This is a genomic window from Mesorhizobium sp. M0771, assembly GCF_040320155.1.
GTDB lineage: Bacteria > Pseudomonadota > Alphaproteobacteria > Rhizobiales > Rhizobiaceae > Mesorhizobium.
Window position 1 is genome coordinate 202,274 of the sequence record NZ_JAMYPC010000003.1, and the last position, 25,163, is coordinate 227,436.

The 25,163-nt window shown below is 64.0% G+C and carries 23 protein-coding genes and 2 pseudogenes; 15 read left to right on the top strand and 10 right to left on the bottom strand.

What is annotated here, in order from left to right:
- The first annotated feature begins 120 nt into the window (after positions 1–120).
- From NKI05_RS06370 to NKI05_RS06390, 5 genes and pseudogenes are all read left to right on the top strand, one after another.
- Positions 121–1,016 (top strand): annotated as a pseudogene (locus NKI05_RS06370) (carbohydrate ABC transporter permease).
- Positions 1,017–1,020: 4 nt separating this feature from the next.
- Positions 1,021–1,863 (top strand): carbohydrate ABC transporter permease, encoded by an 843-nt coding sequence (locus NKI05_RS06375; protein ID WP_023740600.1) that lies wholly within the window; start codon positions 1,021–1,023, stop codon positions 1,861–1,863.
- Positions 1,864–1,902: 39 nt separating this feature from the next.
- Complete coding sequence (locus NKI05_RS06380) at positions 1,903–2,724, top strand: sugar phosphate isomerase/epimerase family protein (protein ID WP_023740599.1); 822 nt, start codon at positions 1,903–1,905, stop codon at positions 2,722–2,724.
- A 4-nt stretch (positions 2,725–2,728) separates the two neighbouring features.
- On the top strand, positions 2,729–3,454 hold the full coding sequence (locus NKI05_RS06385; protein WP_031202456.1) for a ribulose-phosphate 3-epimerase: 726 nt from the start codon (positions 2,729–2,731) through the stop codon (positions 3,452–3,454).
- Positions 3,454–4,482: an ROK family protein gene (locus NKI05_RS06390; RefSeq protein WP_023695255.1), complete on the top strand. Its 1,029-nt coding sequence runs from the start codon at positions 3,454–3,456 to the stop codon at positions 4,480–4,482. The genes NKI05_RS06385 and NKI05_RS06390 overlap by 1 nt, the downstream gene beginning before the upstream one ends.
- A gap of 46 nt (positions 4,483–4,528) precedes the next feature.
- Here the strand turns inward: NKI05_RS06390 and frp are convergent, their stop codons facing one another.
- The 3 genes from frp to NKI05_RS06405 form a co-directional block, all read right to left on the bottom strand.
- The gene (gene frp, locus NKI05_RS06395; RefSeq protein ID WP_023695254.1) at positions 4,529–4,861 is read right to left on the bottom strand and encodes a fluorescence recovery protein; all 333 of its coding nucleotides are present in this window, start codon (positions 4,859–4,861) and stop codon (positions 4,529–4,531) included.
- Positions 4,862–4,944: 83 nt separating this feature from the next.
- Positions 4,945–5,226 carry a hypothetical protein gene (locus NKI05_RS06400; protein ID WP_352792277.1) on the bottom strand — a complete coding sequence of 94 codons (282 nt, stop codon included), beginning with the start codon at positions 5,224–5,226 and terminating at the stop codon, positions 4,945–4,947.
- 91 nt (positions 5,227–5,317) lie between these two features.
- Positions 5,318–6,235 (bottom strand): LysR family transcriptional regulator, encoded by a 918-nt coding sequence (locus NKI05_RS06405; protein ID WP_023686987.1) that lies wholly within the window; start codon positions 6,233–6,235, stop codon positions 5,318–5,320.
- A 102-nt stretch (positions 6,236–6,337) separates the two neighbouring features.
- On the opposite strand from NKI05_RS06405, the gene NKI05_RS06410 reads away from it, so the two are divergent.
- The 3 genes from NKI05_RS06410 (at position 6,338) to NKI05_RS06420 (ending at position 8,534) form a co-directional block, all read left to right on the top strand.
- Complete coding sequence (locus NKI05_RS06410) at positions 6,338–6,976, top strand: DsbA family protein (protein ID WP_023686986.1); 639 nt, start codon at positions 6,338–6,340, stop codon at positions 6,974–6,976.
- Between the two features lie 52 nt (positions 6,977–7,028).
- Positions 7,029–7,637, top strand: a complete 609-nt coding sequence (locus tag NKI05_RS06415) for an NAD(P)-dependent oxidoreductase (protein ID WP_023692222.1) — start codon at positions 7,029–7,031, stop codon at positions 7,635–7,637.
- A 165-nt stretch (positions 7,638–7,802) separates the two neighbouring features.
- Positions 7,803–8,534 carry an SDR family oxidoreductase gene (locus tag NKI05_RS06420; protein WP_023753996.1) on the top strand — a complete coding sequence of 244 codons (732 nt, stop codon included), beginning with the start codon at positions 7,803–7,805 and terminating at the stop codon, positions 8,532–8,534.
- Here NKI05_RS06420 and NKI05_RS06425 read toward each other — a convergent pair.
- Positions 8,485–9,418: pseudogene (locus tag NKI05_RS06425) on the bottom strand (LysR family transcriptional regulator). The gene NKI05_RS06420 and the pseudogene NKI05_RS06425 sit on opposite strands and share 50 nt — an antisense overlap.
- A gap of 264 nt (positions 9,419–9,682) precedes the next feature.
- Here NKI05_RS06425 and NKI05_RS06430 point away from each other — a divergent pair.
- From NKI05_RS06430 to NKI05_RS06450, 5 genes are all read left to right on the top strand, one after another.
- Positions 9,683–10,597: a dihydrodipicolinate synthase family protein gene (locus NKI05_RS06430; RefSeq protein ID WP_023804410.1), complete on the top strand. Its 915-nt coding sequence runs from the start codon at positions 9,683–9,685 to the stop codon at positions 10,595–10,597.
- A 237-nt stretch (positions 10,598–10,834) separates the two neighbouring features.
- The gene (locus NKI05_RS06435) at positions 10,835–12,697 is read left to right on the top strand and encodes an ABC transporter ATP-binding protein (RefSeq protein ID WP_023804411.1); all 1,863 of its coding nucleotides are present in this window, start codon (positions 10,835–10,837) and stop codon (positions 12,695–12,697) included.
- A complete protein-coding gene (locus NKI05_RS06440; protein WP_023815169.1) occupies positions 12,697–14,583 on the top strand; it encodes an ABC transporter ATP-binding protein in 1,887 nt (628 codons plus the stop codon). The genes NKI05_RS06435 and NKI05_RS06440 overlap by 1 nt, the downstream gene beginning before the upstream one ends.
- Before the next feature lie 338 nt (positions 14,584–14,921).
- Positions 14,922–15,086, top strand: coding sequence for a DUF3309 family protein (locus NKI05_RS06445; RefSeq protein ID WP_023667887.1), 165 nt, complete (start codon positions 14,922–14,924; stop codon positions 15,084–15,086).
- Positions 15,087–15,236: 150 nt separating this feature from the next.
- Complete coding sequence (locus tag NKI05_RS06450; protein ID WP_023815168.1) at positions 15,237–15,431, top strand: hypothetical protein; 195 nt, start codon at positions 15,237–15,239, stop codon at positions 15,429–15,431.
- On the opposite strand, the gene NKI05_RS06455 is transcribed toward NKI05_RS06450, so the two are convergent.
- Both NKI05_RS06455 and NKI05_RS06460 read right to left on the bottom strand, forming a co-directional pair.
- Positions 15,422–16,603 (bottom strand): MFS transporter, encoded by a 1,182-nt coding sequence (locus tag NKI05_RS06455; protein ID WP_023704772.1) that lies wholly within the window; start codon positions 16,601–16,603, stop codon positions 15,422–15,424. The two genes, NKI05_RS06450 and NKI05_RS06455, sit on opposite strands and share 10 nt — an antisense overlap.
- 102 nt (positions 16,604–16,705) lie before the next feature.
- Entirely contained in the window at positions 16,706–16,933 is a 228-nt protein-coding gene (locus tag NKI05_RS06460) for a DUF1127 domain-containing protein (protein WP_023692229.1), read from the bottom strand.
- A 252-nt stretch (positions 16,934–17,185) separates the two neighbouring features.
- Between NKI05_RS06460 and NKI05_RS06465 the strand changes: the two genes are divergently transcribed.
- Together NKI05_RS06465 and NKI05_RS06470 are read left to right on the top strand one after the other, a co-directional pair.
- Entirely contained in the window at positions 17,186–18,703 is a 1,518-nt protein-coding gene (locus NKI05_RS06465) for a winged helix-turn-helix domain-containing tetratricopeptide repeat protein (RefSeq protein ID WP_027050146.1), read from the top strand.
- A gap of 494 nt (positions 18,704–19,197) precedes the next feature.
- Positions 19,198–20,694, top strand: a complete 1,497-nt coding sequence (locus tag NKI05_RS06470) for an aldehyde dehydrogenase family protein (protein ID WP_023815167.1) — start codon at positions 19,198–19,200, stop codon at positions 20,692–20,694.
- Positions 20,695–20,719: 25 nt separating this feature from the next.
- Here the strand turns inward: NKI05_RS06470 and doeB are convergent, their stop codons facing one another.
- From doeB to eutB, 4 genes are all read right to left on the bottom strand, one after another.
- Positions 20,720–21,724 carry a N(2)-acetyl-L-2,4-diaminobutanoate deacetylase DoeB gene (gene doeB / locus NKI05_RS06475; protein WP_023704767.1) on the bottom strand — a complete coding sequence of 335 codons (1,005 nt, stop codon included), beginning with the start codon at positions 21,722–21,724 and terminating at the stop codon, positions 20,720–20,722.
- 5 nt (positions 21,725–21,729) lie between these two features.
- A complete protein-coding gene (doeA, locus tag NKI05_RS06480) occupies positions 21,730–22,908 on the bottom strand; it encodes an ectoine hydrolase DoeA (protein ID WP_023704766.1) in 1,179 nt (392 codons plus the stop codon).
- Positions 22,909–22,946: 38 nt separating this feature from the next.
- On the bottom strand, positions 22,947–23,939 hold the full coding sequence (locus tag NKI05_RS06485; RefSeq protein WP_023704765.1) for a cyclodeaminase: 993 nt from the start codon (positions 23,937–23,939) through the stop codon (positions 22,947–22,949).
- A 232-nt stretch (positions 23,940–24,171) separates the two neighbouring features.
- Positions 24,172–25,158 (bottom strand): hydroxyectoine utilization dehydratase EutB, encoded by a 987-nt coding sequence (gene eutB / locus NKI05_RS06490; protein ID WP_023749754.1) that lies wholly within the window; start codon positions 25,156–25,158, stop codon positions 24,172–24,174.
- Between the last annotated feature and the right edge of the window lie 5 nt (positions 25,159–25,163).

The window sequence follows — 25,163 nt, forward strand, 5'->3', positions numbered from 1 at the left end:
TATCTTCCACCGGGTGGCCCGGCCTCGGCCAGGCCACCCGTCAACAACGGATCGGCAATTTGAGATGGACCTGTTTTTGAAGCGCACCTTCCTCTTGAAGGCACATCCCAGGGGTCGCACATGACCGGGCAGAAGCGCTCCCACCATCGACTGAAACGAGCGGTCGCACCCTATCTCTATCTGTCACCATCGCTCCTCATAATCGGCCTTCTGATGCTGCTGCCGATGGTGACGGTGATTGGCTATTCGTTCCAGAACAGCGCGGTGCTGCGTCGCGACCCGTCCTTTGCCGGACTGAAACACTACCAGGCGATCTTTGCCGATCCGGTGTTCTGGGCCTCGCTGTGGCACACGCTCTACTTCACCTGCATGAGTGTCGTCTTCCATATGACCATCGGCATGCTCTTCGCACTCATGCTGAACAGCGACCGCATCAATCCGACGCTGCGCAACATTCTGCGCGTGCTGTACATACTGCCCTGGCTGTTCACCGCGGTAATTATCGCGGTGATCTGGCGCCTTCTGCTTGAGCCGAATGGTGTCGTGAACAGTGTTCTCATGCAGATGGGCATCATCGGTTCCAAGGTCGAGTGGTTTTCCTCGCCCGCGACCGCGCTGCACGCCGTCACCTTCGCCAATTCTGGGCGGGCTACCCGCTTTTCATGGTCAGCCTGCTCGCAGGCTTGCAGGGCATTCCCAAGGATTTCTACGAGGCCGCCGATATCGACGGCGCGAAGGCCTACCAGAAGCTGATCTTCATCACCATACCGCAGCTGATGCCGATCATCATCAGCATCTCGCTGCTCGACTTCATCTGGACCATGCAGGTCTTTCCATTGATCTGGATAACGACGGGTGGCGGTCCGATCTACTCGACCGAGGTCCTCAGCACCTACACGTACAAGCTGGCGTTTTCGAGCTACAACCTGTCGCAGGCCTCGGCGAGCGCCGTGGTCATCCTGCTGATCTCTCTCGGCCTGACGCTGTTCTACATCCGCTATCAAAAGGCTCGGTAGTCACATGAGGAAAATGCACACGCCGAAAGACAGGCTGATCACCGCCGCGCTCCATGTCGCGCTTGCCGCAGGGCTCTTTTTCGCGGCCTTCCCGATCTACTGGATGCTGAGCAGCTCGTTCAAGTCGAACACCGAAATCTTCGCCCTGCCACCAACCGTCCTGCCGAAGGCCTTCACGCTGGAAGCGTATGCGGCCATCCTGGGCGACCCGGTAAAGCTGCGCTTCTTCTTCAACAGCTACTTCGTGGCCGGAGCGGTGACCGTGCTGACGGTGCTGATCGCCTTGCTGGCGGCCTATGGGTTCAGCCGTTTCAATTTCCGCGGCAAGGGCAGCCTCAACACTCTCATCATCAGCACGCAGACGATCCCGCCGATCACGCTTTTGATCCCCTTCTTCGGGCTTGTCGTCTCGTATGGCATCTTCGACACCTATGTCGCGCTGATCCTGACCTATCTGGTGTTTACGCTGCCCTATGCGATCCTGCTGATGACGGGATATCTGAACACCTTGCCCCACGACCTCGATGAAGCGGTGGCTGTCGACGGCGGCACCAGTTGGACCGCACTGTGGCGGGTGATCGTGCCGATTTCACTGCCTGGTATCGTGGCGACGTCGGTCTACACCTTCCTGTTGTGCTGGAACGAATTTCTCTTTGCGCTGACACTGACGAAGTCGACGTCCATGCGCACCGTCCCGATCGGCATCCAGTTGTTGATGGGGCAACACGCCTTCGAATGGAACCAGATGATGGCGATGAGCGTGCTCGGCTCGCTGCCGCTCCTGGTCATCTACCTGGTTGCCCAGAGGTTCTTCCTCGCCGGCATGACCGCAGGGTCGGTCAAGTAGGATGTCCCTCCAACGGAGGTGGAATCAAGGAATGAAAGGATGACCGTGAAAGACCTGGAAGTCGGTTGCCAGACCTTTACCTGGGAAATGCTCGGCGACCGTTTCGCCGGCGGCCCGGACGATCTGCTCAAGGCGATCGCCGATGGCGGCTATGCCGGGATCGAGATCACCGACACGATGATCGGCCGCTATGCCGCCAAGCCAGCGGAGTTCGCCGCCGCGCTGAAGTCATCCGGGCTGACGCTCGTCTCCTTCGCCTTCGGCTCCAAGAGCGGTTTCACGCTCAGGGATGAGATCGGCGCCGACCTGGAGACCGCCAAACGCTGGATCGACTTCGCCGCCGCCTTTCCCGGCGCGCTGGTGTCGATGGGCTCGGCCACGATCGTTTCCGACGGGCCGCGCGACGACAAGTTTGCCATCGCCGCCGAGGTCTACAACAAAGCCGGCGAGCTCGGGCGCGAGGCCGGCGTCCAGGTCGCGGTGCATCCAAGCTCGCATCACAACACGCTGCTGTTCGACCGCGCCAACTACGACCGCATCTTCGGGCTGCTCGACGCCTCGCTGGTGGGCTGGGTGCCCGACACCGGCCACATCTTGCGCGGTGGCCAGGACATGGCGGATACGCTCACCACTTATCGCGACCGCATCCGCTATGTGCATCTGAAGGATGTCGACGCGAATGGAACCTGGGCGATGCTCGGCAAGGGCGTCTGTGACACGGCGAAGGTGATCGAGATCGCTGGTGCTGCACCCAATTTCAACGGCTGGCTGGTGCTGGAGGAAGAGTCCGAAACGGCCGCCGCCGACCCTGCCGGCGCCGTCAAAACCAACCGCCAGACAATGCGCGGCTACGGAGCCTAAGACGATGACGACGAACAAGCCCCTGTCCGGCCCCGCCGCGATCGCTGCCCTGCCGCGCAACCGGCTGATCGGCGAGTTCTCGCTGTGGTCGGCCGACCTCGCCAATATGGAGCACGATTTGAAGCGCATCGAGACCCATGCCGATGTCCATCATATCGACGTCGCCGACGCCCGCTTCACCCCTGGCTTCCTGTTCTTCCCGGACCTGGTGGCGCGCATCGCCAAGCTCACCGCGAAGCCGATCCATGTCCATTTGATGGTCGAAGCCGAGATCGTCGAAGAACAGACGCGCCAGTTCATCGAGGCCGGCGCCGACCTGATCAGCGTGCACGCCGAAAACGGCGAGACCGGCCTGCGCGCCGTGAAACTGGCGCATGAACTCGGGGCCGAGGCCGGCGTGGTACTGCGGCTGGAAACACCGGTCGCGGCCGTCACGCCCTTCCTGGCGGAAGTGGCGTTCGTGACGCTGCTCGGCACCTCCATCGGCGTCAAGGGCCAGAGCCTGTCGGAGCAGGCGTGTCCGCGCCTGATCGAGGCGCGCGCGCTGATGCGCAAAGCCGGCCGCGAGGCCGACATCGTGCTTGCCGCCGATGGCGGCATCCGCCACGAGACCGTGCCGCTGCTGCGCGCCGCAGGTGCGGAGACCGTGGTGCTGGGCTCGCTGGCCTTCGGCGATCCCGACCTTGCCCGGCGCATGGCCTGGCTGCACGGGCTGGAGGTCGCCGCCTGATGACCAAGCTTGCGCTCGCCTTCGATCTCGGTGGCACGGCGCTGCGCGGTGCGCTGGTCGAGAGCGATGGCCGTATCGTCGCTCATGCTTCGGCGCCGACGCTTGCCGGTGCGGGATCGGAGGCGGTGATCGGCCAGATCGTCGCTCTGGCAGGCACGCTGCTTAGGGAACACCCGCAGGCAAACGTCGCCGGCATCGGCGTCGGTGCGCCGGGGCCACTCGACCCCAAGGCGGGGATCGTCATTGCGCCGCCAACGCTGGCCGGCTGGCACGACGTGCCGCTGATCGACATTCTGGGGCGGCATTTCGGGCTGCCGGTGCGGCTGGAAAACGACGCCAATGCGGCGGCGCTCGGCGAATGGCGTTTTGGCGCCGGACGTGGCAGCGGATCGCTGGTGTTCGTGACTGTGTCCACCGGCATTGGCGGCGGCGTCGTCGCCGATGGCCACATCTATCACGGCAGGCGCGGACTGGCGGCCGAGATCGGCCACATGACCATCACCGGTGAAGGCGACCGCTGCTTTTGCGGCGCCATCGGCTGCTTCGAGGCCGTTGCCTCCGGAACCGCGCTCGGCCGCCGCGCCACGCGACTGACCGCGCCGGGCGACGGCTCGCTCTTACGACGGCTGTCAAATGACGGCGACGTCTCGGCCAGGCATGTCGTAGAGGCTGCCAAGGCCGGCGACGCCAACGCTCTCGACCTGATCGAGGCGGAAGCACAATGGCTGGGCATCGGCTTCACCAATGTCTTGCATCTCTATTCGCCCGATCTGATTGTCATGGGTGGCGGCCTTTCCAACGGGTTCGACCTTCTGGCACCGTCGATCAGAGCGGTCATCCAGCAGCGGGCGATGCCGGCCTATCGCGACGTGCCGATCGTGCAGGCTGAACTCGGCGACCGCGCCGGGCTGATCGGCGCCGCCAGCCTGATCCTGTGGGAAGGCGAACCGGGTGCGCCGCTGGCGATGGCGCAGGACGACAAGGACAGAGGCGCGACCGCCGATGCCAGAGAGGCAAGCCACGGCTGAGCTCAAACTGCGCGGCGCGCAGCGCCAGGGTCCCCGAAGAGGACCCCTACCCTTCGCGATTCCAGCTGGCGTATTTTCGGATCGTTTGCCGCTTGTCTTCCGACAAGCCAACAAAGAGATTCTCCTCGAGATAGCCTTGCCGGATGAGATTGGCGAAGACCTGTATTAGCTGTGAATAGCGATAGTCGAACATCTGGTCGATCTTCCGTCGCTGCTGCCGCAGAAAGTCTTCGACGTCCCACATTTCGGAAGGCGTTGCCGCAACGTGGGCCCTGCTCTTGAGTTCAGCCAGCGTCTTGTCGAGCGCCACCTTCAGCGCTGCGTCATAGGCTCTGCGAGCGGCCTTCCTTTCGGACGGAGACCATTTTTCGACGGTCATCGGCTATCTCTATCGAGTTCGCGGTGGCCGGCATCCGGTAGAACCCGCGACAGGCGCAGGACAGCCCCGCTTTTGGGGCCGTTCTACTTCCCGCAATGGTGATCGTTGACCTTGTTCAGCGCATTCGCGTCCGGCCCGACCCTGTCGTAGGAGCAGGGGCCGGCAGCCGTGGTGACCAGCATCTTATCATAGTAGCGCGGGCCGCCGAACAGGGCATTGAAGAGGTCGCGATGGGCGGGAACGTAGCGTTGCTCCGGTTCCGGCTGGCGATGGCGGTGCTTCTTCTCCTTGGCGAGCGCTGCGGTAGACAGGCTGCAGCCAAGCGCGAGAACAAGGGCGGAGGTCGCGAGGATCTTGATGGTCATCGGCAATACCCTTCTGACGGTTCGGAATCGCAGCATATCCAAAAGCGTGGGCCGAACAAAGGTTCCCTGATTACCATAGCCAGCGCCGAAATCAGCCTGTAACGGCACTGCGCGCCCGCCGCCTTTCCGCCGCAACCAGCAAGTCGACGAAGGCGCGCACCTTGGCCGGCCTGAAGCGCGCCGGCGGGAAGACGGCGTGGATGCCCCCGGACGGCAAGGTCCAATCCGCGAACACCCGCACCAGCCGTCCCCGCGCAATGTCGTCGGCGACACTGTAGTCCGGAAAGATGCCGAGGCCGATGCCGGCCAGCACGCAGGACAGAACGCCCGGTGTCTTGTCGCAACTGACGACAGGGTTGAGTTCGGCCAGCACCGTTTCCGTGCCCCTCGAGAACAGCCATTGGCCCACCCCGCGCAACTGGGCGTTGCCGACCCAGGGCAGCGACTTCGCCCGCCTGGGGCTGGCTTCCCCAGGCAGCCTGGCGGCCAGTTCCGGGCTGGCGACGACGAATTGCTGCAGGCTGCCCAGCCGCCGCGCCAGATTGCTGGAATCGGCAAGCCAGCCGACGCGGATGCCAAGATCGATCTGCTCGTCGACCAGGTTGCTGACCGCATCGTCGAAGATCGTCTCGACCCGCATTTTCGGGTATTTTCTGAGATAGGCGGCGATGGTCGGCGCCACGACCTTCTCGCCATAGTCGAGCGGCGCCGTCAGCCGCAGCGTCCCCGTCGGTTGCGCCGCGCGCTGCGAAATGTCGCCATAGGCTGCCTCCGCCTCGCGCAGGATGATCGCGGTCCGGTCATAGAACAGACGACCCTCTTCGGTCGCCGTCACGCGCCGCGTCGTGCGCCGCAGCAGCGTTGCACCGAGCTCTTCTTCGAGCTTGCCGACCTGATGGCTGACCACAGCCTTGGCAACATCGAGACGGTCGGCAGCGGCCGTGAACGAGCCGGTCTCCACCACGGTGGCGAAGTAGACGAGCCGGTTGAGATTGAGGAGTTCGGTCACAGGCAGCTCATTGTATGATTTGATCAGACAGATTGTATGATTGATCGCTATTTTTCGCAACCGGTCCAGCTGTCATCTATCGGGCAACAGAATGAGGCCGCCATGACCAATGCAACCCTAACCTATCTTTTCGACCCGCTCTGCGGTTGGTGCTATGGCGCCACGCCGATGCTGGATCGACTGGCCGCCGGCGGGACCGCGCTCCAACTGCTGCCGGTGGGGCTTTTCTCCGGTGCCGGCGCGCGGCCGCTGGATGCTGGTTTTGCCGCCCACGCCTGGGACAATGACCAGCGCATCGCGCGGCTGAGCGGACAGCGCTTCAGCCAGGCCTATCTCGACAATGTGCTCAATGTCAGCGGCACCTTGCTCGATTCTTCCGCTGCCACCATGGGCATCAACGCCGCCGGGCTGGACGACTGGCGCCAGGAACTTGCGGCACTGAAGGCGATCCAGCATGCCCGCTATGTCGACGGCCGCGATATTGTGACGGTTGACGGCGTCGCCGCGGTACTGACCGACGCCGGCATGAGCGACGCGGCAAAGCTTTTGAAAGCGCCGACGCAGCCGTTTCTGGCGAAGCATGACGACCTGGTCAGCCGCGGGCGGATGTTGTTCCAGCGGCTGCATGTCAATGGCGTTCCCGCGCTCGCGGTGATCGGCCAAACGGCGCCGCGCCTGATCGGCGCCAACGCGCTGTTCGGCAGCTACGACAATCTCGTCGCTCACATCGAGGCGGCGTAGGCCCAGAAATTCTCCCCAGACGAAATTCTCCCCAGACGAAAGGAAAATCCCCATGAAAATCGCACTTATCGGCGCGTCCGGCCAGGTCGGCTCGCGCCTGCTTAAGGAACTCTCCGATCGCGGTCACAGCGTCACCGCCATTGCCCGGCATCCAGACAAGATCGCGGCACTTCCGGGCGTGACTGCCAAGAAGGGCGACGTCTTCGACAAGGATGGCCTTGCCGCCCTGATCAAGGGGCATGACGCGGTGATCTCCTCGGTTCATTTCCTCGACAGCGATCCCGATACGCTTATCGCAGCCGTGCGTGCTTCCGGCGTCAAACGCTACCTCGTCGTCGGCGGCGCCGGCAGCCTTGAGGTTGCGCCCGGCAAGCGCCTGGTCGACACGCCGACCTTCCCTGATATCTACAAGGCCGAGGCGCAGAAGGGCGCCGACTTCCTCGACACGCTACGGACGGTCGACGATCTCGACTGGACCTTGCTGTCGCCTTCGGCGCTGTTCGTCGCCGGCGAGCGGACCGGCAAATACCGCATCGGCAAGGACACGCTGCTGACGTCCGACAAGGGCAGCAGCATTTCCTTCGAGGACTACGCCATCGTCATGGCCGACGAGATCGAAAAGCCGGCGCATATCAAGCAGCGCTTTACGGTCGGCTATTGAGCGCACTTCTATTGACAGGTGGGCCACTCGACGGAGTGGCCCGCGTCGGTTCCTATCGACGATAGTGCCATCGGAGTCTCCGATGGCACTATCGCTTTCTTCCGTTTCCACTCCTGCCGCCGGTCTGCGACTCTCGCCGGAGCGGTTCAGGACAGGAACGGAAACATGGCAGACATCGCAAAATCGAAAATCGCTATCATTGGCGGCAGCTCCGGAATGGGGCTGGCGTTGGCAAGGCGGTGCCTGGACTCAGGCGCCGAAGTCATCATAGTCAGCCGCAGTGAAGCCAGGCTCAAGCGTGCCGGCGAGGCGCTGCAGAACCCTTCCGCTTTGAGCGCCGTCGCGGCCGATATCGCCAGGGAGGATCAGGTCGCTGACCTGTTCAAGCGAATTGGCCGGCTCGACCATATCGTCAGCACCGCCGCCGATATCGAAGGCGCCTATGAGCTATTGCCTTCAGTCGACCTGAAGGCGGCGCAGCGGGTCGTCGAAAGCAAATTCTACGGGCCGCTGCTGCTCGCCAAGCATGGCGCGCCGCAGCTTTCGGCCAACGGCTCCATCACCTTCACCTCAGGCATCGCCGCCTACCGGCCGGCGGCGCGCGGCTCGGTCGTTGCCGCTGTCAACGCTGCGCTGGAAGGGTTGGTGCGGGCGCTGGCGGTCGAGCTGGCGCCGGTCCGTGTCAACGCCGTCTCGCCGGGCTGGGTCGACACGCCGATCTGGAGTTTTGTGGCCGGCGACAAGAAGGACGAGACGCTCGATGCAATGGCCAGGCGCCTGCCGGTCGGCCGCGTCGGACAGCCGGACGACATTGCCGATGCCATCGCCTTTCTGATGGGCAACGGTTTTACGACAGGGACGGTTCTGCATGTCGAGGGCGGTCATCGGCTGATCTGAGCGCAGCGAAATTCCTGGCCGCGGCCGCCAGCAGCAGTTTCAGCGCCGGCGGCTGAACCCGCCGGCGGCGCCAGACCATGACCAGCGACGCCGTGCGGGCCGACCCCGGCCACGGCAATTCGACGATCTCGCCGCGATCGAGCGCGTCGGCAACGGCCAGCCGCGGCACCAGGCCCATGCCGACACCAGTCGCCACCAGGCCCGCAATGGCGCCGATGCTGCCGACTTCGGCGGCAAGTTCTGGCGCTGCAATCTCGGCAAAGGCAGTGTCGAACAGATGCCGGTAGACGCATCCGGTTTCCGTCACCACGAAACGCATCGCGGCGAGCGCGGCTAGGTCGTTCTGTCGCGATGCGGCCGCATGCTCAGCTGATGCGACAAGGACCAGCGGCTCGGCCGATATCGTGCGCCTGGCCAGGCGTTCATCCAGACCGCCCTTGTCGAAACAGAAGGCGACGTCGATCTCGCCTTCTTCGAGCTGCCGCAGCAGGGCATCGCTGCCGGCGATTTTGAGCCGCAGACCGATCTCCGGGTGGTCGCCTTGAAAGGCCGCCAGCCATTGCGGAAGTTTGACAGTGGCAATCGTCTCCAGCGCGCCGACCGTAACCGTTCCGGCGGTCATTCCCGTCGTTGCCTCGGACCGCAATACGCGCCTCCTCCGCCAGTTGCAGAATCTCTTCCGCATATGGTTTCAGCGCGTCGCCGGCCGTCGTCAGGTCGAGGCCGTGGCGCGAGCGGATGAAGAGGACGACGCCAAGTTCGCTTTCCAGCGACTGGATCTGGTCGCTGACGCTCGACTGCGCCAGATGAACCTCCCGCGCTGCACGGGTGATATTACGGTGCCGCGCCACGGCGAGGAAGGTCTTGAGCAATCGTGGGTGCATGCCGTTTCCGGATCTGTCTCTGTTCGACATTTCGGGCTTGGCTGGTCCACTTGCAACCCTGGTCCATTTGCAACCCCGGTCCATTTGCAACCCATTGACGCCGGCGTCATCAGGTTGCGGCAGACCGAAGGGCCAGAATTTCGCGGCAATGACCCGCAAGTTTTCCCACGGCCGGCGCGGTGGCCCAAGAGATCGCCTCTGGCAGATCGCATCGTACGTATGCTCTATGCCAAGCTGATTTCCAGCACCGATGGAAGGACCGACATGACCCGCCCGCAAGGAACCATCGCCCCGATCCTGACACCGTTCGAAAATGACGGCCGGATTGCTCGTGACTTGTGGATCTCACACGCCAAATGGGTGCTGGGCCAGGGCGCGCATTTCCTGTCGCCGTTCGGCACCACGGGCGAGGCACTGTCGCTCTCGCTCAATGAGCGCATGCAGGCGCTGGAATGGCTGATCGAGGCCGGCATTTCGCCGGCGCGCATGATGCCCGGCACCGGCGTCACCGCACTCCCCGAAACCGTCGAACTTTCGAAGCACGCGGTCGGCCTCGGCTGCGCCGGCGTGATGGTGCTGCCATCATTCTTCTACACGGCCGCCGGGGATGAAGGCCAGGCGCGCTACTACAGCGAGCTGATCGAACGGGTGGCCAACCCGGCGCTGAAGATGATTCTCTACCACATCCCGCAGAACTCCGGCGTGCCGGTAAGCCCTGCCCTGACCGCCCGGTTGAGCGCGGCGTTTCCAGAGACGGTCGTCGCCTACAAGGATAGCGCCGGCGACTGGAACAACACGGCGGCGGTGATTGCCGCCGCACCCGACGTCGCGGTGTTCCCCAGCTCGGAGGCGCAACTGACCAAGGGGCTCGCCAGTGGTGCTGCGGGCTGTATCTCCGCGACCGTCAATCTCAACGCTGCGGCCATCCGCGCCCTCTACGACGCGACGATCGCTGGCCAAGACGTCACGGAAGCGGACGCCGCGATCAGGGCGTTCCGCAAGGTGATCCAGGATGCAGGCCTGATCCCGGCAATGAAGGCCGTGCTGGCGGTGCGCTCCGGCGACAAACGCTGGCTCAACCTGCGCGCGCCGCATGAGAATGCGACGCTGGAAAGCGGCAAGGCGCTGCTCACTGCGCTCGGTCCCGCAGCCGATCACATTGGCCGAGGTCACGCATGATGGCGGTTGGCGCAACCCACATGCTCGCATCTTTTCAATCGGCCTAAAGTGACGAGCCTGCCGCCTCTAACGCCGACACGGGCTTAAGCGGTCGCGGACGATCAGCCCCTTTCAGGCACAGTGCGATACCGCCATTGGCCCTTGAACGGTCAAAATCGAGGCGTACCATCGCGGTATCTGAAACTGAGTCTGTTTTCATTCGTCTGGGCTAATGTCCGGACCGGATTGGATATTTCCTTGGCAAGGGACGCAACCAGCGGCGCGGCGAAGCGCGGCAAATCGTTTGCCCATGTGGCGGAGGCGTCCTGGGGCAAGGGCCTCAGCACGCTGCTGCGCATCGTGCGCATGACGCTGCGCCATCCTTGGCAAGTTGCGATCACCATCGCCTCGACTTTCATCGCCGCGACGCTGCAGCTGTTCATCCCGCGCCTGCTGGGCCACGCCATCGACCAGGCGCAAGGCGTGATGGCTGGAGGCGGCGGCGCGGCGGCTGAGCAGGCGCTGTGGACGACGGCGATCACCTTGCTCGTCGTCAGCATCCTGCGCGGCCTCTTCACGATGGCGCAGAATTATTACGGCGAGGCCGTCGGCCACCGCACCGGCTATGAGCTGCGCCTGGCTTTCTACGAAAAGATCCAGCGGCTGAGCTTTTCCTTCCATGACCGGGTGCATACCGGCGACCTGATCACGCTTGGCCTGCTCGACCTCGACGGCGTGCGCATGTTCTTTTCCACCGGCATATTGCGCGTGGTGCTGCTCGGCGTGCTGATCGGCGTCGGCTCCTATCTCCTGATCAGCACCGATCTCGAGCTCGGGCTGCTCAGTCTGAGTTTCGTGCCGTTCGTCGCCTGGCGCTCCTCGGTCACACAGCTCAGGCTGCGCAGCACCTGGCTGACGCTGCAGGAGCGGCTGTCGGTGCTGAGCCGGGTGATGGACGAGAACCTCGGCGGCATCCGCGTCGTGCGCGCCTTTGCGGCGCAGCGGCATGAGCTGGAAAAATTCGACCGCGCCAAGAAGTCGGCGCTGGAGCTTGCCGACCAGCGCGTCGACATCCGCGTCTCCAACACCAGCGCCATGAATTTTTCCTTCCTGGCGGCCATGGGCCTGGTGCTGTGGTTCGGTGGCCAGAAGGTGATCGCGGGCCAGATCAGCGTCGGCACGCTGGCGCAGTTCCTCACCTTCATGACCATCCTGCAGATGCCGGTGCGCCAGCTCGGGCTGATGGTCAACTCGTTCGCCCGCGCCTCGACCTGCGGCACAAGGCTGTTCGAGCTGCTCGACGCCGAACTTGACATCGAGGATGCGCCCGATGCCAAGGATCTCGTGGTCAGCGAAGGCGTGCTGCGCTTCGACAATGTCGGCTTCCGCTACGCGGGCGCCGGCGGCCGGCCGGCACTGTCGGGCATTTCCTTCGAGGCCAGGTCCGGCGAGACCGTCGGCATTGTCGGCCCGCCGGGCAGCGGCAAGTCGACCATCGCGCATCTGATCCCGCGCTTCTACGATGTGAGGTCAGGCGCGATCACCATCGACGGGCAGGATATACGCGAGGTCACGCTGCAATCGCTGCGCAAGGCGGTCGGCGTCGTGCAGCAGGACGCCTTCCTGTTCACCACCTCGATCGAAAACAACATCGCCTATGGCAATCCGTGGGCGCGCGAGACCCGCATCGGGCAGGCGGCTGAATACGCCCAGCTGCACAATTACATCATCGGGCTTCCGGCCGGCTACACCACGGTCGTGGGCGAGCGCGGGTCATCGCTTTCCGGCGGCCAGCGGCAGCGCCTGACCATCGCCCGCACCCTGATGCTGCGGCCTTCGGTGCTGGTCTTCGACGATTCCACCGCGGCTGTCGACGCCGGCACCGAGCAGCGAATCCGCACCGCGATGAAGCGTTTCGCCAAGGACCGCGTGACGCTGATCATCTCGCACCGGCTGAGCTCGCTGATGCATGCCGACCAGATCCTGTTCGTCGAGAATGGCCGCATCGCCGAGCGCGGCACGCACCAGGAATTGCTGGCGCTCGGCGGACGCTACCGCGCGCTTTACGACCTGCAGCTGCGGTCGGACGACGATTTGCCGGTGGCGGTGGGAGCCGCATGATGTCGACACAGAACGACGACCAGAAGGAAGACACCAGCCGGCGGCCCACCAGGGCCGTTGTCGGTTCGCACCGCGACGAGGAAGAGGTCTTCGGCAAGGTCTACGATCCGCGTATCGTGCGCCGCATCTGGAGCTTCGTGAAACCGTATCAGGGCCGGATCTTCATCTCGGTTGCCGCCGTGCTGGTGTTCACGCTGACGCAATTGGCGATCCCGCTGGTCATCCGTTACGCCATCGACCACGGCATGGCCGCGGGCAAGGCCGACCGCTCGGTGATGAACTGGGCGATCGGCGCCTTCGCTCTGATCATCCTGATCAACTATGGCGCCAGCTATGTCCAGGAAAGTGTCGTCGGCAAGGTGGCCGAGAATGTGCTGTCGGATTTGCGCCGCGCCATGTTCAGCCATCTGCAGCGTGTGTCGCTGAGCTTCATGGACAAGACCGAAGTGGGACGGTTGATGTCGCGCCTGCAGGGCGACGTCAATTCCATGCAGGAATTCCTCGAGACCTCGGTGATGTCGGTGGGCGACATCGTGCTGCTGTTCGGCATCGTCAGCGTGCTTTTGTGGCTCGATTTCCGGCTCGGTCTGCTGACGCTGTCGACCATGCCGGCGTTGTTCATCGTGCGCCTGTTCTGGCTGCCGCGCGCCAAGGTCGCCTTCATGGCCGCGCATGAGACCAACTCGATCGCCAATGGCGCGCTGGCCGAAGGCATCCATGGCGTTCGCACGGTGCAGAGCCTGGAGCGCCAGCACGTCAATTTCGACCTTTATGACGAGAAGGTGCTGGCCAATCTCAGGGCTCACCTGACCTCGGCCAAATATGCGCAGGTGATGGTGCCGATCGTCGACACGCTGACCGGCATTGCGATGGCAACCGTGATCGTCGTCGGCGGCTCGATGGTGCTGTCGCACAGCCTCGACATCGGCGTCATGGTGGCGTTCCTGTTCTATATCCAGCGCTTCTTCGACCCGATCCGCTCGCTCACCATGCAGTACTCGGTCATGCAGCGCGCCATGGCGTCGGGCCAACGCATCTCCGAAGTGCTCGACGTACCGGTCGACGTCAGCGACAGACAGGGCGCGGTGACGCTGACGCGCGACATGGACGGTTCGGTCGAGTTCAGGAACGTCACCTTCGGCTACCGGCAGAACCAGCCGGTGCTGAAAAACATCTCCTTCCGCGTCAATCCGGGCGAGACGGTTGCGCTTGTCGGCCCCACCGGTTCGGGCAAGTCGAGCTGCATGGCGCTGGTGCACCGCTTCTATGATGTCTGGTCGGGCGAGGTGCGGGTCGGCGGCCACGATGTGCGCGACGTGACGCAGGATTCGCTCGGCGATCAGGTGGCGATGGTGCTGCAGGAGCCGTTCCTGTTTTCCGGCACGGTGCTGGAGAACATCCGCTACCACAAGACATCGGCTACCAGCGAAGAGGTTGTGCGCGCCGCGCAAGCCGTTGGCGCGCACGACTTTATCGAGCATTTGCCTGACGGCTACGACACCGAGCTCGAACAGCGCGGCGGCAATCTGTCCCTCGGCCAGCGCCAGCTGATCAGCTTTGCACGCGCACTGGTGGCGGATGCGAAAATCCTGGTGCTGGACGAGGCGACGGCGAGCATCGATTCCTACACCGAGATGCTGATCCAGAAGGCACTGGTCACGCTGCTGGAAGGCCGCACCGGGCTGGTCATCGCGCACCGGCTGGCGACCATACGCGGCGCCGACCGCATCATCGTCTTACAGAACGGCGAGATCGTCGAGAGCGGAAATCACGAGCAGCTGATGGCGGCCAAGGGCCTCTATGCCAGGCTCTACAACATGAACTACGCATCGTTCGACGATATTGCCGAGGAAGACATAGGCGCGCCGGCCGGCAAGGCGACGTGAGCTGCTGCCGGTTCAGCTCGACTGGGAATGGTGCGGGGCCAAAACTCGTCGTCGACCAATTCGGCTTCAGATGACGACACGTTTCAGCTCGCCTTCCAGCGTAAGCCCGGCGTCACGCCTGCCGCGCGTTCAGGTGGAGGAGCGGCCGGCCGCCTAAAGGGCAATCCCGCGTGGCGCGCGATGCACGCGCAGCTTGCGCCTGAACCTCAGCAAACGCCGTCATGATGGCTTTCGTTCCTTAGCCGTCGGATGAAAATCGCCGGGGAACAGGAAGGCTTGCTGGGAGTTTAGTTCTTCGAGCCGCGCCGTGAACGGCGCGGCAGCGAAGGAGACGGCATATGGGCCTGGGTACCATTCTTATTATCATCCTGATCATCGCGTTGCTCGGCGGCTTCAGCGGCCTCGGCGGCGGCCCGTTCTACGGCACTGGTTACTATGGCGGCGGTGGCCTCGGGCTGGTGCTGATCATCGTGATCATTCTGGTTGTTCTCGGGCGAATATAGCGTCGCCATTGGCGGCCGCCGAGTTTCTACGGCGGCCGCGTTTTCGCCTGACATCGAGGTTTGAAGACATGGCAGCTGAAGACATTGCTGGTCCGGACTGGGCCGGCGTCGGCGCGAGCGAGAGCGAACGCGACGAGCTGGGATATCCTAATGGTGGCACTATCCGAAGGCGGCGGGCGTAAGCTGCAGACCCCGACCCGCCTGGCGGCCGTGGCGTTCATCGAGGCGGATCGGACGCTTCGAGAAACCCAGGACGGCGACGAGGCGGGTCCGGCCTTTCTCGCTATTGTCGACAAGGGCAGCATCGGCCTGAAGGCCGCAATGGCAGGCACGCCTTACGCCTGAACGCGGTCAACCCGCCGTAACTCCGCCAGCAGAAACACCACCAGCACGCAGCACAGCAGGCCAAGCGACAATGGCAGTCCCTGATGTCCGGTCAGTTGCATCGCCAGCCCGGCCACGGGTGAGCCGACGATGCCGCCTACCCCCCATACGAACGCGAAGGCGGCATTGCCGGCGATCAAGGCTTGACCGGTGAAACGCTCGCCGAGCTGGATCAGCGACAGCGTGTAGATCCCGAACGAGACCCCGCCCCAGACGAAGAAGAGCGGCCAGACAAGCCATGTAGCGAAGAGCAACGGCAACAGCAAACAACCGGCCAGGCAAGCCAGGACACAGAACAGCATCATCGGCTTCGAGCCAAACCGTTCGGCGGCGCGCCCAAGCACGACCTGCAGCACGGCATTGCCGGCGATGAAACAGGTGATGAGCGAAGCGATGCGCTGCTCAGTGCTGCCGAGCGCGGCACCATAGACCGCGAACAGCGAAAGCAGGACTTGCTCGAAGGCGGCAGCCGTGAAGACTGCGAACAAGAGCAGCGGCGCCAGCGCGAAGAAGCCGCCGACTGACACCGCTTCGCCCTCACGCGGCATGTCGGGCAGGCGTGGCGCGACGGCAAGCACGATCAGGCCGCAGACAAGGAAGGCCGCGCTGCCGATGATGAAGGGTGGCCATCCTTGCGTGCCGACCAAGCCTAGCGACAGCGGGCCGAGGCCAAAGCCGGCGGAAACGATGGAGGAGTATAGGCCCATGATGCGGCCTCGGCGTGCGGCGGGTGTGATCGAGACCAGCCAGGTTTCACTGATCACGTAAAGCGGATTGGCAAAGAAGCCGAGCAGGAAGCGCAACGGCATCCAGGCCCATACATCCTGCGTCCAGGCAATCGCGATCAGGACGGTTGCTGCCAGGATCGAACACACAACCGCAAAGCGCGCCGCGCCCACCCGTCGGACCAGCGCCGGCGTGAAGAGCGACGATATAATGAAACCCAGAGGCGTCATCGCGGCCGAGAGGCCGATAAGGCCCGGTGTCGTCCCTTGCCGTTCCAGGATGAAGCTGAGCAGCGGATACGTCAGCCCCTGTGCTATGGCGAACACCGTAACTGTCGCGATGATGCCGGCCATCGCGGCCCATGCGATGTGGTTCTCCGGCGGTGACGTCGCGTCTTCGGCGCTCATGCCGACTTCGAAGCAGGATCGGCACGTTCCGGCAAGTGCAAATGCCGGCAAAACGCCGCGGTACGCCCAAACAGGCGGGCGGGTCTTATCCGCGACATCAGCTCACACTTGCCAGAAGCGTTTGACGATTTCGGCCTCGACCTGGCGTCTGGTCAGACCGATATCGTCGATCAGGTGCGGATTGGCCTCCGCCATCTGCTTGAGGTCCCAGCGAAAGCGTATCCGCTCGCGCCAGGCCGCGATCATGCCCCGCGGGCCCGTCGGACGCCGGCCCGATGACACCGCCTTTTCCGGCAAGGCTGCACGAGCAGAAGCAAGGGTATCGTTCATGGCAACCTCCATTCGGTTTGAGGGGCGACAGCCCTCGGCTTGAAAGAGGTTGAATTCTGCCGCATGCGGACGGCGCCGTAATTAAGCGCGGCCAAATAGTTCTCAAAAGTTCCAAAGCAGTTAGAGCACCTCGCCGATTCATCGAAACGACGAGGTGCTCAACTCTTTGTTTTGACGCCATACGTCCGTGAAGCGCTCTGCGCTTTCCCGTGGGAAAACCGCCTTCACACCTTTCCTGGAATTGCTCTATAGATGCGCGTTATGCAGGGATCGCGCTTTGCCTTTGGTCCGTTCGTGCTCGATCCGGGTGCGGGAACGCTCCTTCGGGACCAAGTTCCCGTCGCCGCCGGCCACCGCGGACTGCAGCTGCTGGCGGCGCTCGTCGCCCGGCCCGGCGAGATCGTGGCCAAGGCCGAGTTGATGGATGCGGCATGGCCAGGCACCGCCGTTGAGGAAGGCAACCTCACCGTCCAGATTGCGCAATTGCGCAAGCTGCTGGGTCCGGCCACGAACGGCGGAGAATGGATATCGACCGTTCCGCGCGTCGGCTATCGCTTCGCCGGCGCCATCGAACAGCTCGGCGACGAGAAGCGACAGGCTTTGCCGCTGCCCGCCAAACCGTCGATAGCCGTGCTGCCCTTTGCCAATTTCAGCAACGACCCCGAGCAGGAAGCCTTTGCCGACGGGTTGAGCGAAGACCTGATCACCGACCTGTCGAGGATCGGCGGCCTGTTCGTCATCGCGCGCAACTCGACCTTTGCCTACAAGGGCAAGGCGGTGGATGTGCGCGAGGTCGCCAGAGAACTTGGCGTGCGCTATCTCTTGGAGGGCAGCGCCAGACGCGCCGCCGGGCGCGTGCGCATCAACGCCCAGCTGGTCGACGCGCTGAGCGGCGAGCATTTGTGGGCAGACCGCTTCGATCGCGGCCTGGAGGATATTTTTGCCGTTCAGGACGAGGTGACGGCCAAGATCGTCGAGGCGCTGCTTGGCCGGCTGCGCGCGCCGCTGCCGCGCAACCGGCCCCGAAATCTCGAGGCCTACGATCTGTGCGTGCGAGCCCGCAACTTGATCGACGTCTCGCCGGAGACGGCGCGCGAAGCGCATCTGTTGCTGACGCGCGCGCTTGCGCTCGATCCGGACTATGCCGAAGCCTATCGCTGGCTTGCCATGAACCACTGGATGGGATGGGTGCATTGGGGAGAGCCCATTGAGCCTGCCCGCGGCCTTGCCCTGGAGCTGGCGCGCAAGGCTGTGGCGATCGATCCCAACGATGCCGGCTGCCACTGGGTGCTTGCTAACCTGCTTGCCTATGAGCGCAGATTCGACGAAGCGGATGTGGGATTTGCCAAGGCGTTCGAGCTCGACCCGAACGAGGCCGATGCCTGGGCGACATTGTCCGACATCGCGGTCCTGGCCGGGCGCGTCGAGGACGGCCTCGACTATATCGGCAAGGCGTTCCGGCTGAACCCGTTTCCGGCAAGCTGGTACTACCTGACGCTCGGCCAGGCGCAATATGCGGCGCGCGACTATGAAGCCGCGGTCGAGACGACGCGCCGGGACGAGACGTATCGGACAAGCTCGCGCCGTTTCCTTGCGGCAAGCCTTGCGCAACTCGGCCGGATCGATGAGGCGCGCGCCGAGGTCGACCTGTTCCTTGTCGCGAACCCACATTTCACCACCCGCCACTGGGTCGAGACGGAGCCGTTCCGCGACACGGCCACGCTCGACCATTTCGTCGATGGCTTCCGAAAGGCCGGACTTCCGGAGTGACGGACCGGCGTGCTCGATCGATGCCAGGCACCGTCGGTTGCGGCTCAATCTGTCAATGTTTGCAAGTCGCGAGGCCGCTCGACCGATCTTGCTTCCGCGAGCAGTCATCCAACAGCGATTGCAGCGAAGCGGCGCGCGAAACCTCTGTCACGATGAAGCCGGCTGGAACGGCCACGATCGATCCGGCCACGGGTGAGCGCTGGGTGGCGGCTGGCGACTGCCTGTTGCGCTCTCGTCTGCAATGCCGGCATCACGGTAGCCGTGGGCAATGATCGGCTTGCCTCGTTGAGCTTTCAGCGACGCGCTCCGACAACTCGCGATTTATCGAAGCACGATCTTTTCCGAAAACCGGTTCCCACTTTTCGGGATCATGCTCTGGCGGCTGGCGTGATCGAGAAGTCCGCGCAATCTGATTGTCCGAGCGCCCTTCGGCTTTCCTTGTTTGAGGTCGGCAGCGGGAGTAATAGTCGCCACGGAATTGCGAGGAGGAAGAGATGACGCTGAACTTCGACCCGAAGGCAAAGGCCACGGCGTTGTACCATGGCGAATTCCGACCGATGTTCATTGGCGGCAAGTGGGTCGCGGCGCAGTCCGGCCACGGCATGCAGGCACTCAATCCGGCAACAGGCGAGGTGCTGGCGACAGTGCCGCGCGGCGGGGCTGCCGATATCGACTCGGCGGTGGCCGCCGCGCGCGCGGCCTTCGAAGGCCCATGGTCCAAATTCTCGCCCTACGAGCGGCAGTGCGTGCTGCTCAGGATCGCCGATCTGTTCGAGACGCATTGGGAAGAGCTCAGCGTTTCCGACACGCTCGATATGGGACTGCCGATCACGCGCACGCTCTCCAACCGGCGCCGCGTCATCGGCATGCTGCGCTTCTATGCCGGCATGGCGACGGCGCTGCATGGCGAGGCGATCGACAATTCGATTCCCGGCGAGATCGTCACCTTCACCCGGCGCGAGCCGGTGGGCGTCGTTGGTGCGATCATTCCCTGGAACGCGCCGACCGCCGCCTCGATCTGGAAGATCGCGCCGGCGCTGGCGACAGGCTGCACCATCGTGCTGAAACCGTCCGAGGATGCGTCGCTGACGCCGCTGCTGATCGCGCAACTGATGCAGGAAGCCGGCGTGCCCGACGGCGTCGTCAACGTCGTCACCGGCACCGGGGCCGAAGCCGGTGCGCGGCTCGCCGAACATCCAGACGTCAACAAGATCGTTTTCACCGGATCGACGCTGACCGGCCAGGCCATCGCGCGGGCAGCCGTGGCCAACCTCAAACGCGTTTCACTGGAGCTCGGCGGCAAGTCGCCGATCATCGTCTGCCGCGACGCCGACATCGACAAGGCTGTTCCGATCGCGGCGATGGCGGTGTTCGTGCATTCGGGCCAGATCTGCATTGCCGGCTCGCGGCTGTTCGTGGCGCGCGAAATCCATGACGAGTTCGTCCGCCGGCTCGCCGATTTCGCCGGCAGACTGCGGATCGGCCATGGCATCGAGGCAGAGACGGAAATCGGACCGCTCATCAATGCCAAGCAGGCAGCCAAGGTGGAGGGCTATATCAGGGCCGGCAGCGACGAAGGCGCCGAACTGGTCGCCGGCGGCTCGCGGCTGACCGGCGAGCTCTACGATGGCGGCAACTTCATTGCGCCGACGGTCTTCGGCGCCGTGTCGGACCAGATGACCATCGCGCGCGAGGAGATTTTCGGCCCGGTCATTTCGGCGATGCCCTTCGACTCGCTCGACGAAGCGGTGGCGCGTGCCAATGCGACGCCCTATGGCCTGGCCGCCGGCATCTTCACGACACATCTGGGCACCGCGCACAAGCTTGCGCGCCGCGTCAAGGCCGGCTCGGTCTGGGTCAACATGTACCATGCCATCGACCCGGCGGTGCCGTTCGGCGGCACGAAGATGTCGGGTTATGGCCGCGAGGGCGGCATCGAGCATCTGCACGAGTATCTGGAGACCAAGTCGGTCTGGATCCAGACCGACTGATATTCGCGCGGCGTACTCTGCGAAATCACGATGAAACCACAAGGGCCAGGACGGCGGCGCAGTCACCGGCTTTGACCAGGCCGGGGAAATGCCGCGCCGCCAGAATGCCGGACATTTTTGCCTTGATCTCCTGCGGAGCGATGCCGGTGCGGCCGGTGGAATGGATGCGCGCCAGCACCGAGCCTTCTTTCACAGGCTCGCCGAGATCGACCATGGTCTCGATCATGCCGTCGTCCTCGGCGAAGGAGAAACAATCGCCTGACGGCATGTCGAGCCACTGAGTTCTGCCCTTCTCGACCGCACCATCAACAATACCGGCATGGCGCAGCACATTGCTGATGCCGCGCCGCGCGATCCGCACGGTCTGGGCACGCGAGGTGCCGCCGCCGCCAAGCTCGGTGCTGACGAAGACCTTGCCCATTTCCTCGGCCGCCGTGTCATACATGCCGACGGAGTCAATCTCGATCATGCGCATCGAGAACGGGGCCGAGAACGCGGCGACCGCGTCGAAGGCTTTCTGCTCCAGCGCCTTGTCGGGCACCGTGTGGGCTGCACAGAAGGGCACGAAATCCAGCGTCCTGCCGCCGGAGTGGAAATCGAAGACGAGGTCGGCGCGCGGCAGCAGTTCGCGTTGAAAGTAGTCGGCGATCTTCTCGGTCACCGTGCCGTCGGGACGGCCGGGAAAGCTGCGGTTCATATTGCCCTTGTCGATCGGCGACGTCCGCGTGCCGGCGCGGAAGGCCGGATAGTTCATCGCCGGCACGATGATCACCGTGCCGCTGACCTGTTTGGGATCGAGCGTGCGGGCGAGATCGTAGAGCGCCAGCGGCCCCTCATACTCGTCGCCATGATTGCCGCCGGTGAGCAGCGCGGCCTGTCCCTTGCCGTTGCGGATGACGCAGATCGGGATCATCACCGAACCCCAGGCCGAGTCGTCGCGGCTGTAGGGCAGGCGCAGGAAACCATGTTGCACGCCGTCCTTGTCGAAATCGACGGTCGGCGCGATCGGAGATGGGCGGAGGCTAGGCATCGGGCTCAATTCTTCACCACCAGTTTGCGCGGTACATTGGCGAGGCACTCTACACCGGTTTCGGTGATCAGGATGGATTCGGTGATTTCCAGTCCCATCGTCTCCAGCCACAGGCCGGTCATGAAATGGAAGGTCATGCCGGGCTTGAGTTCGGTGCGGTCGCCGGGGCGCAGGCTCATGGTGCGCTCGCCCCAATCCGGCGGATAGGACAGGCCGATCGAGTAGCCTGTGCGGTTGTCCTTGACGATGCCGTATTTCTTCAACACGGCGAAAAAGGCGTTGGCGATGTCCTCACAGGCATTGCCGGGCTTTGCCGCCGCAAGCCCCGCCTCCATGCCTTCCAGCGTCGCCTTCTCGGCATCTAGGAATTCCTGCGTCGGCTTGCCGAGAAAGACGGTGCGCGACAGCGGGCAATGGTAGCGGCTGTAGCAGCCGGCGATCTCGAAGAAGGTGCCCTCGCCCGACTTCATCGGCTGGTCGTCCCAGGTGAGATGCGGCGCCGAGGCGTCGGCGCCCGACGGCAGCAGCGGCACGATCGCCGGATAGTCGCCGCCGATGCCGTCGACGCCGCGCGTGCCGGCATCGTAGATCTCGGCGACCAGATCGCATTTGCGCATGCCGACCTGGATCTTGTCGACGATGCGCTGGTGCATGGCTTCGACGATGCGGGCCGCCTTGCGCATATAGTCGATTTCAGTCGGGCTCTTCACCGCGCGCTGCCAGTTGACCAGCGCTGTCGCGTCGACGAAGCGGGCGTTGGGCAGGTGCTTCTGCAACGCGGCGAAGGCGGCAGCCGAGAACCAGTAATTGTCCATCTCGACGCCGATGGTCAGCTTGCCCCAGCCGCGATCACTAAGCACGCTGGCCAAAAAATCCATCGGGTGGCGCTCGGTCGACTGCACGTAGTGGTCGGCATAGCCGACGATGTTGTCATGCGCGAGATAGGCGGTGCGCTTGGCGCCATTGGCATCCTGGCCGCGGCCGTACCAGACCGGCTCGCCCGATGGGGGCACAATCACTGCTTGGTGCACATAGAACGACCAGCCATCGTAGCCGGTCAGCCAGGCCATGTTGGAGGGGTCGCTGACAACCAGGAGATCGACGCCCTTCACCTCCATGGCTTTCCGCGTCTTGGCGAGGCGATCCGCAAATTCGGCGCGCGAGAATTTCAGGTTCGGTTGCATTGTTCTTGGTCCTCGTTTGTTGGGCCTTGCGGCCAGCATCAGCTTTCAAAAATGGTTCCGGCATTGGCCGCCCGCGCCCGGTCGCGAGCGAGCGTGGCGATCGCCGTATCCTGCACGCCGGTGCCGGTGAGGTCGGCAATGGTGATATCGCTGGGTGAGCGCCTTCCGTGCCGTTCGCCGGCGATGATCTGGCCGAGTTCGGTGACCGCGGCATCGGCTCCCATCACGCCCGATGCGATGGCGTGATGCAGTTCTCCCAGACGCCGTGTCTGCTTGGCGCTGTCGGCGACATAGAGATCGGCCATGCGCAGGATCGCCGGCGCGATCTCGTTCTTGTGTTCGGCATCCGAGCCCATGGCGGTGATGTGCTGCCCGGCAACGACAAAGCCGGCCTTGATCAGCGGCTCGGTCGACGGCGTGGTGGTGACGATGATGTCGGCGCCGATGGTTGCTTTGGCTGCATCCGGCTCGGCGCGCACGAGAATGCCGAGCTTTTCGCGCAGCGCGCCTGCGGCCGTCTGCGCCTTGACCGCATCGCGCGCCCAGATACGTGCCTCGGCGATCGGCCGCACCAACATGAGTGCTTCGAGTTGCAGCCCGGCTTGCACGCCGGCGCCGAAGATTGCGGCGACGGACGAATCCGGCCGCGACAGATGCTTCGCCGCGACGGCGCCGGCAGCAGCGGTGCGGACATCTGTGAGATAGCCATTGTCCAGCAGCAGCGCCTCGACCACACCGGTTCTTGCCGAGAGCAACACCATCATGCCGCCCCCGCTGGGCAGACCGAGCTTCGGATTATCGAAGAAGCCGGAGCTTATCTTGACGGCGAAACCGTCTATTCCAGGCACATAGGCGGACTTCACATCCACCTCGCCGCGCTGCTCGTGAATGTCCAACCGCAGAATCGGCGGCATCGCCACCGGCAATGTGGCGAGCGCGCGGAAAGCGTTTTCGACGCAGGCGACCGCGTCGAGATCGAGCGTCACGATTGTGCGCAGTTCCTTCTCGGTGAGGATCGTCATCCGGCTCATGCGACGCGCTCCGCGAAGGCGCGCACTGCGAAGGATAGTGTTCCGTCACCCCCCCCTCTGGCCTGCCGGCCATCTCCCCCGCAAGGGGGGAGATTGGACTGCACTCCTGCCTTCGCCAATCTCCAGCGCAGCAAGAACAGCGACCGCATCGAAGCTGCCGATCTCCCCCCTTGCGGGGGAGATGTCCGGCAGGACAGAGGGGGGTGGGCGGGAATTCGGCGTGGGAGAGTTTTCATGCCGCGCGCTCCGCGATTGCGTCACCCCAGACGATCTTGCGATGCGTGTTCATGTCGATATTGCGGCCCGAGAGAAGAACGACCACCGGCCCGGTCGCCTTGACCTTCCCGGCAAGCAGCGCGGCGATGCCGACCGCGCCGGCGCCTTCGACGATCTCGCGCTCCTGTTCATAGGCATGGCGGATGCCGGCGGCGATCTCGTCCTCGCTGAGCAGGATGACGTCGTCGAGCAGATCGCGGCACATGGCGAAGGTCAGCCGGTTGCCGAGACCGATGCCGCCGCCGAGCGAATCCGCCAGCGTCGGCAGTTCTTCCACCTCGACCGGGCGACCGGCATCCAGGCTCGCCTTCATCGCAGCACCACGCGCCATCGAAACGCCGATGATTTTTGTCCCGGGGCTGACGCCCTTGACGGCGGCGGCGATGCCCGAGGCGAGTCCACCACCGGAGAGTTGCACCAGGACGAGAGCGGCATCCGGGACCTGCTCGATCATCTCCAGTCCGAGCGTGCCTTGCCCTGCGATGATGGCCGGGTGGTCGAAGGGCGGCAGCATCACCAGTCCCTCCTGCGCCACCAGCCGTTCGACCTCCTGCTGCGCCTCGTCCTGACTGTTGCCGATGATGCGGACATCCGCGCCAAGCCGACGGATTTCGTCGAGCTTGTTGCCCGGCACCAGTCGCGACATGCAGATCACCGCACGCATGCCTTCGAGCTTCGCGGCATGGGCCAGCGCACGGCCATGATTGCCGGTCGACGCCGCGACCACGCCGCGCGCCTTCTCCTCGGCGCTCAGCGAAGCAATGGCATTCGAGGCGCCGCGCAGCTTGAAGCTGCCGGTGGTCTGGCGGTGTTCAAGCTTGAGGTGGACGGGGATGCCCAGTCGTTCGGAAAGGCTGTGAGATAACCCTGTCGGCGTGCGTTCGATTTTGCCGGCAATTCGCTCCCGGGCGGCACGAATATCGTTAAGGGTGACTGTCGTCATGATCG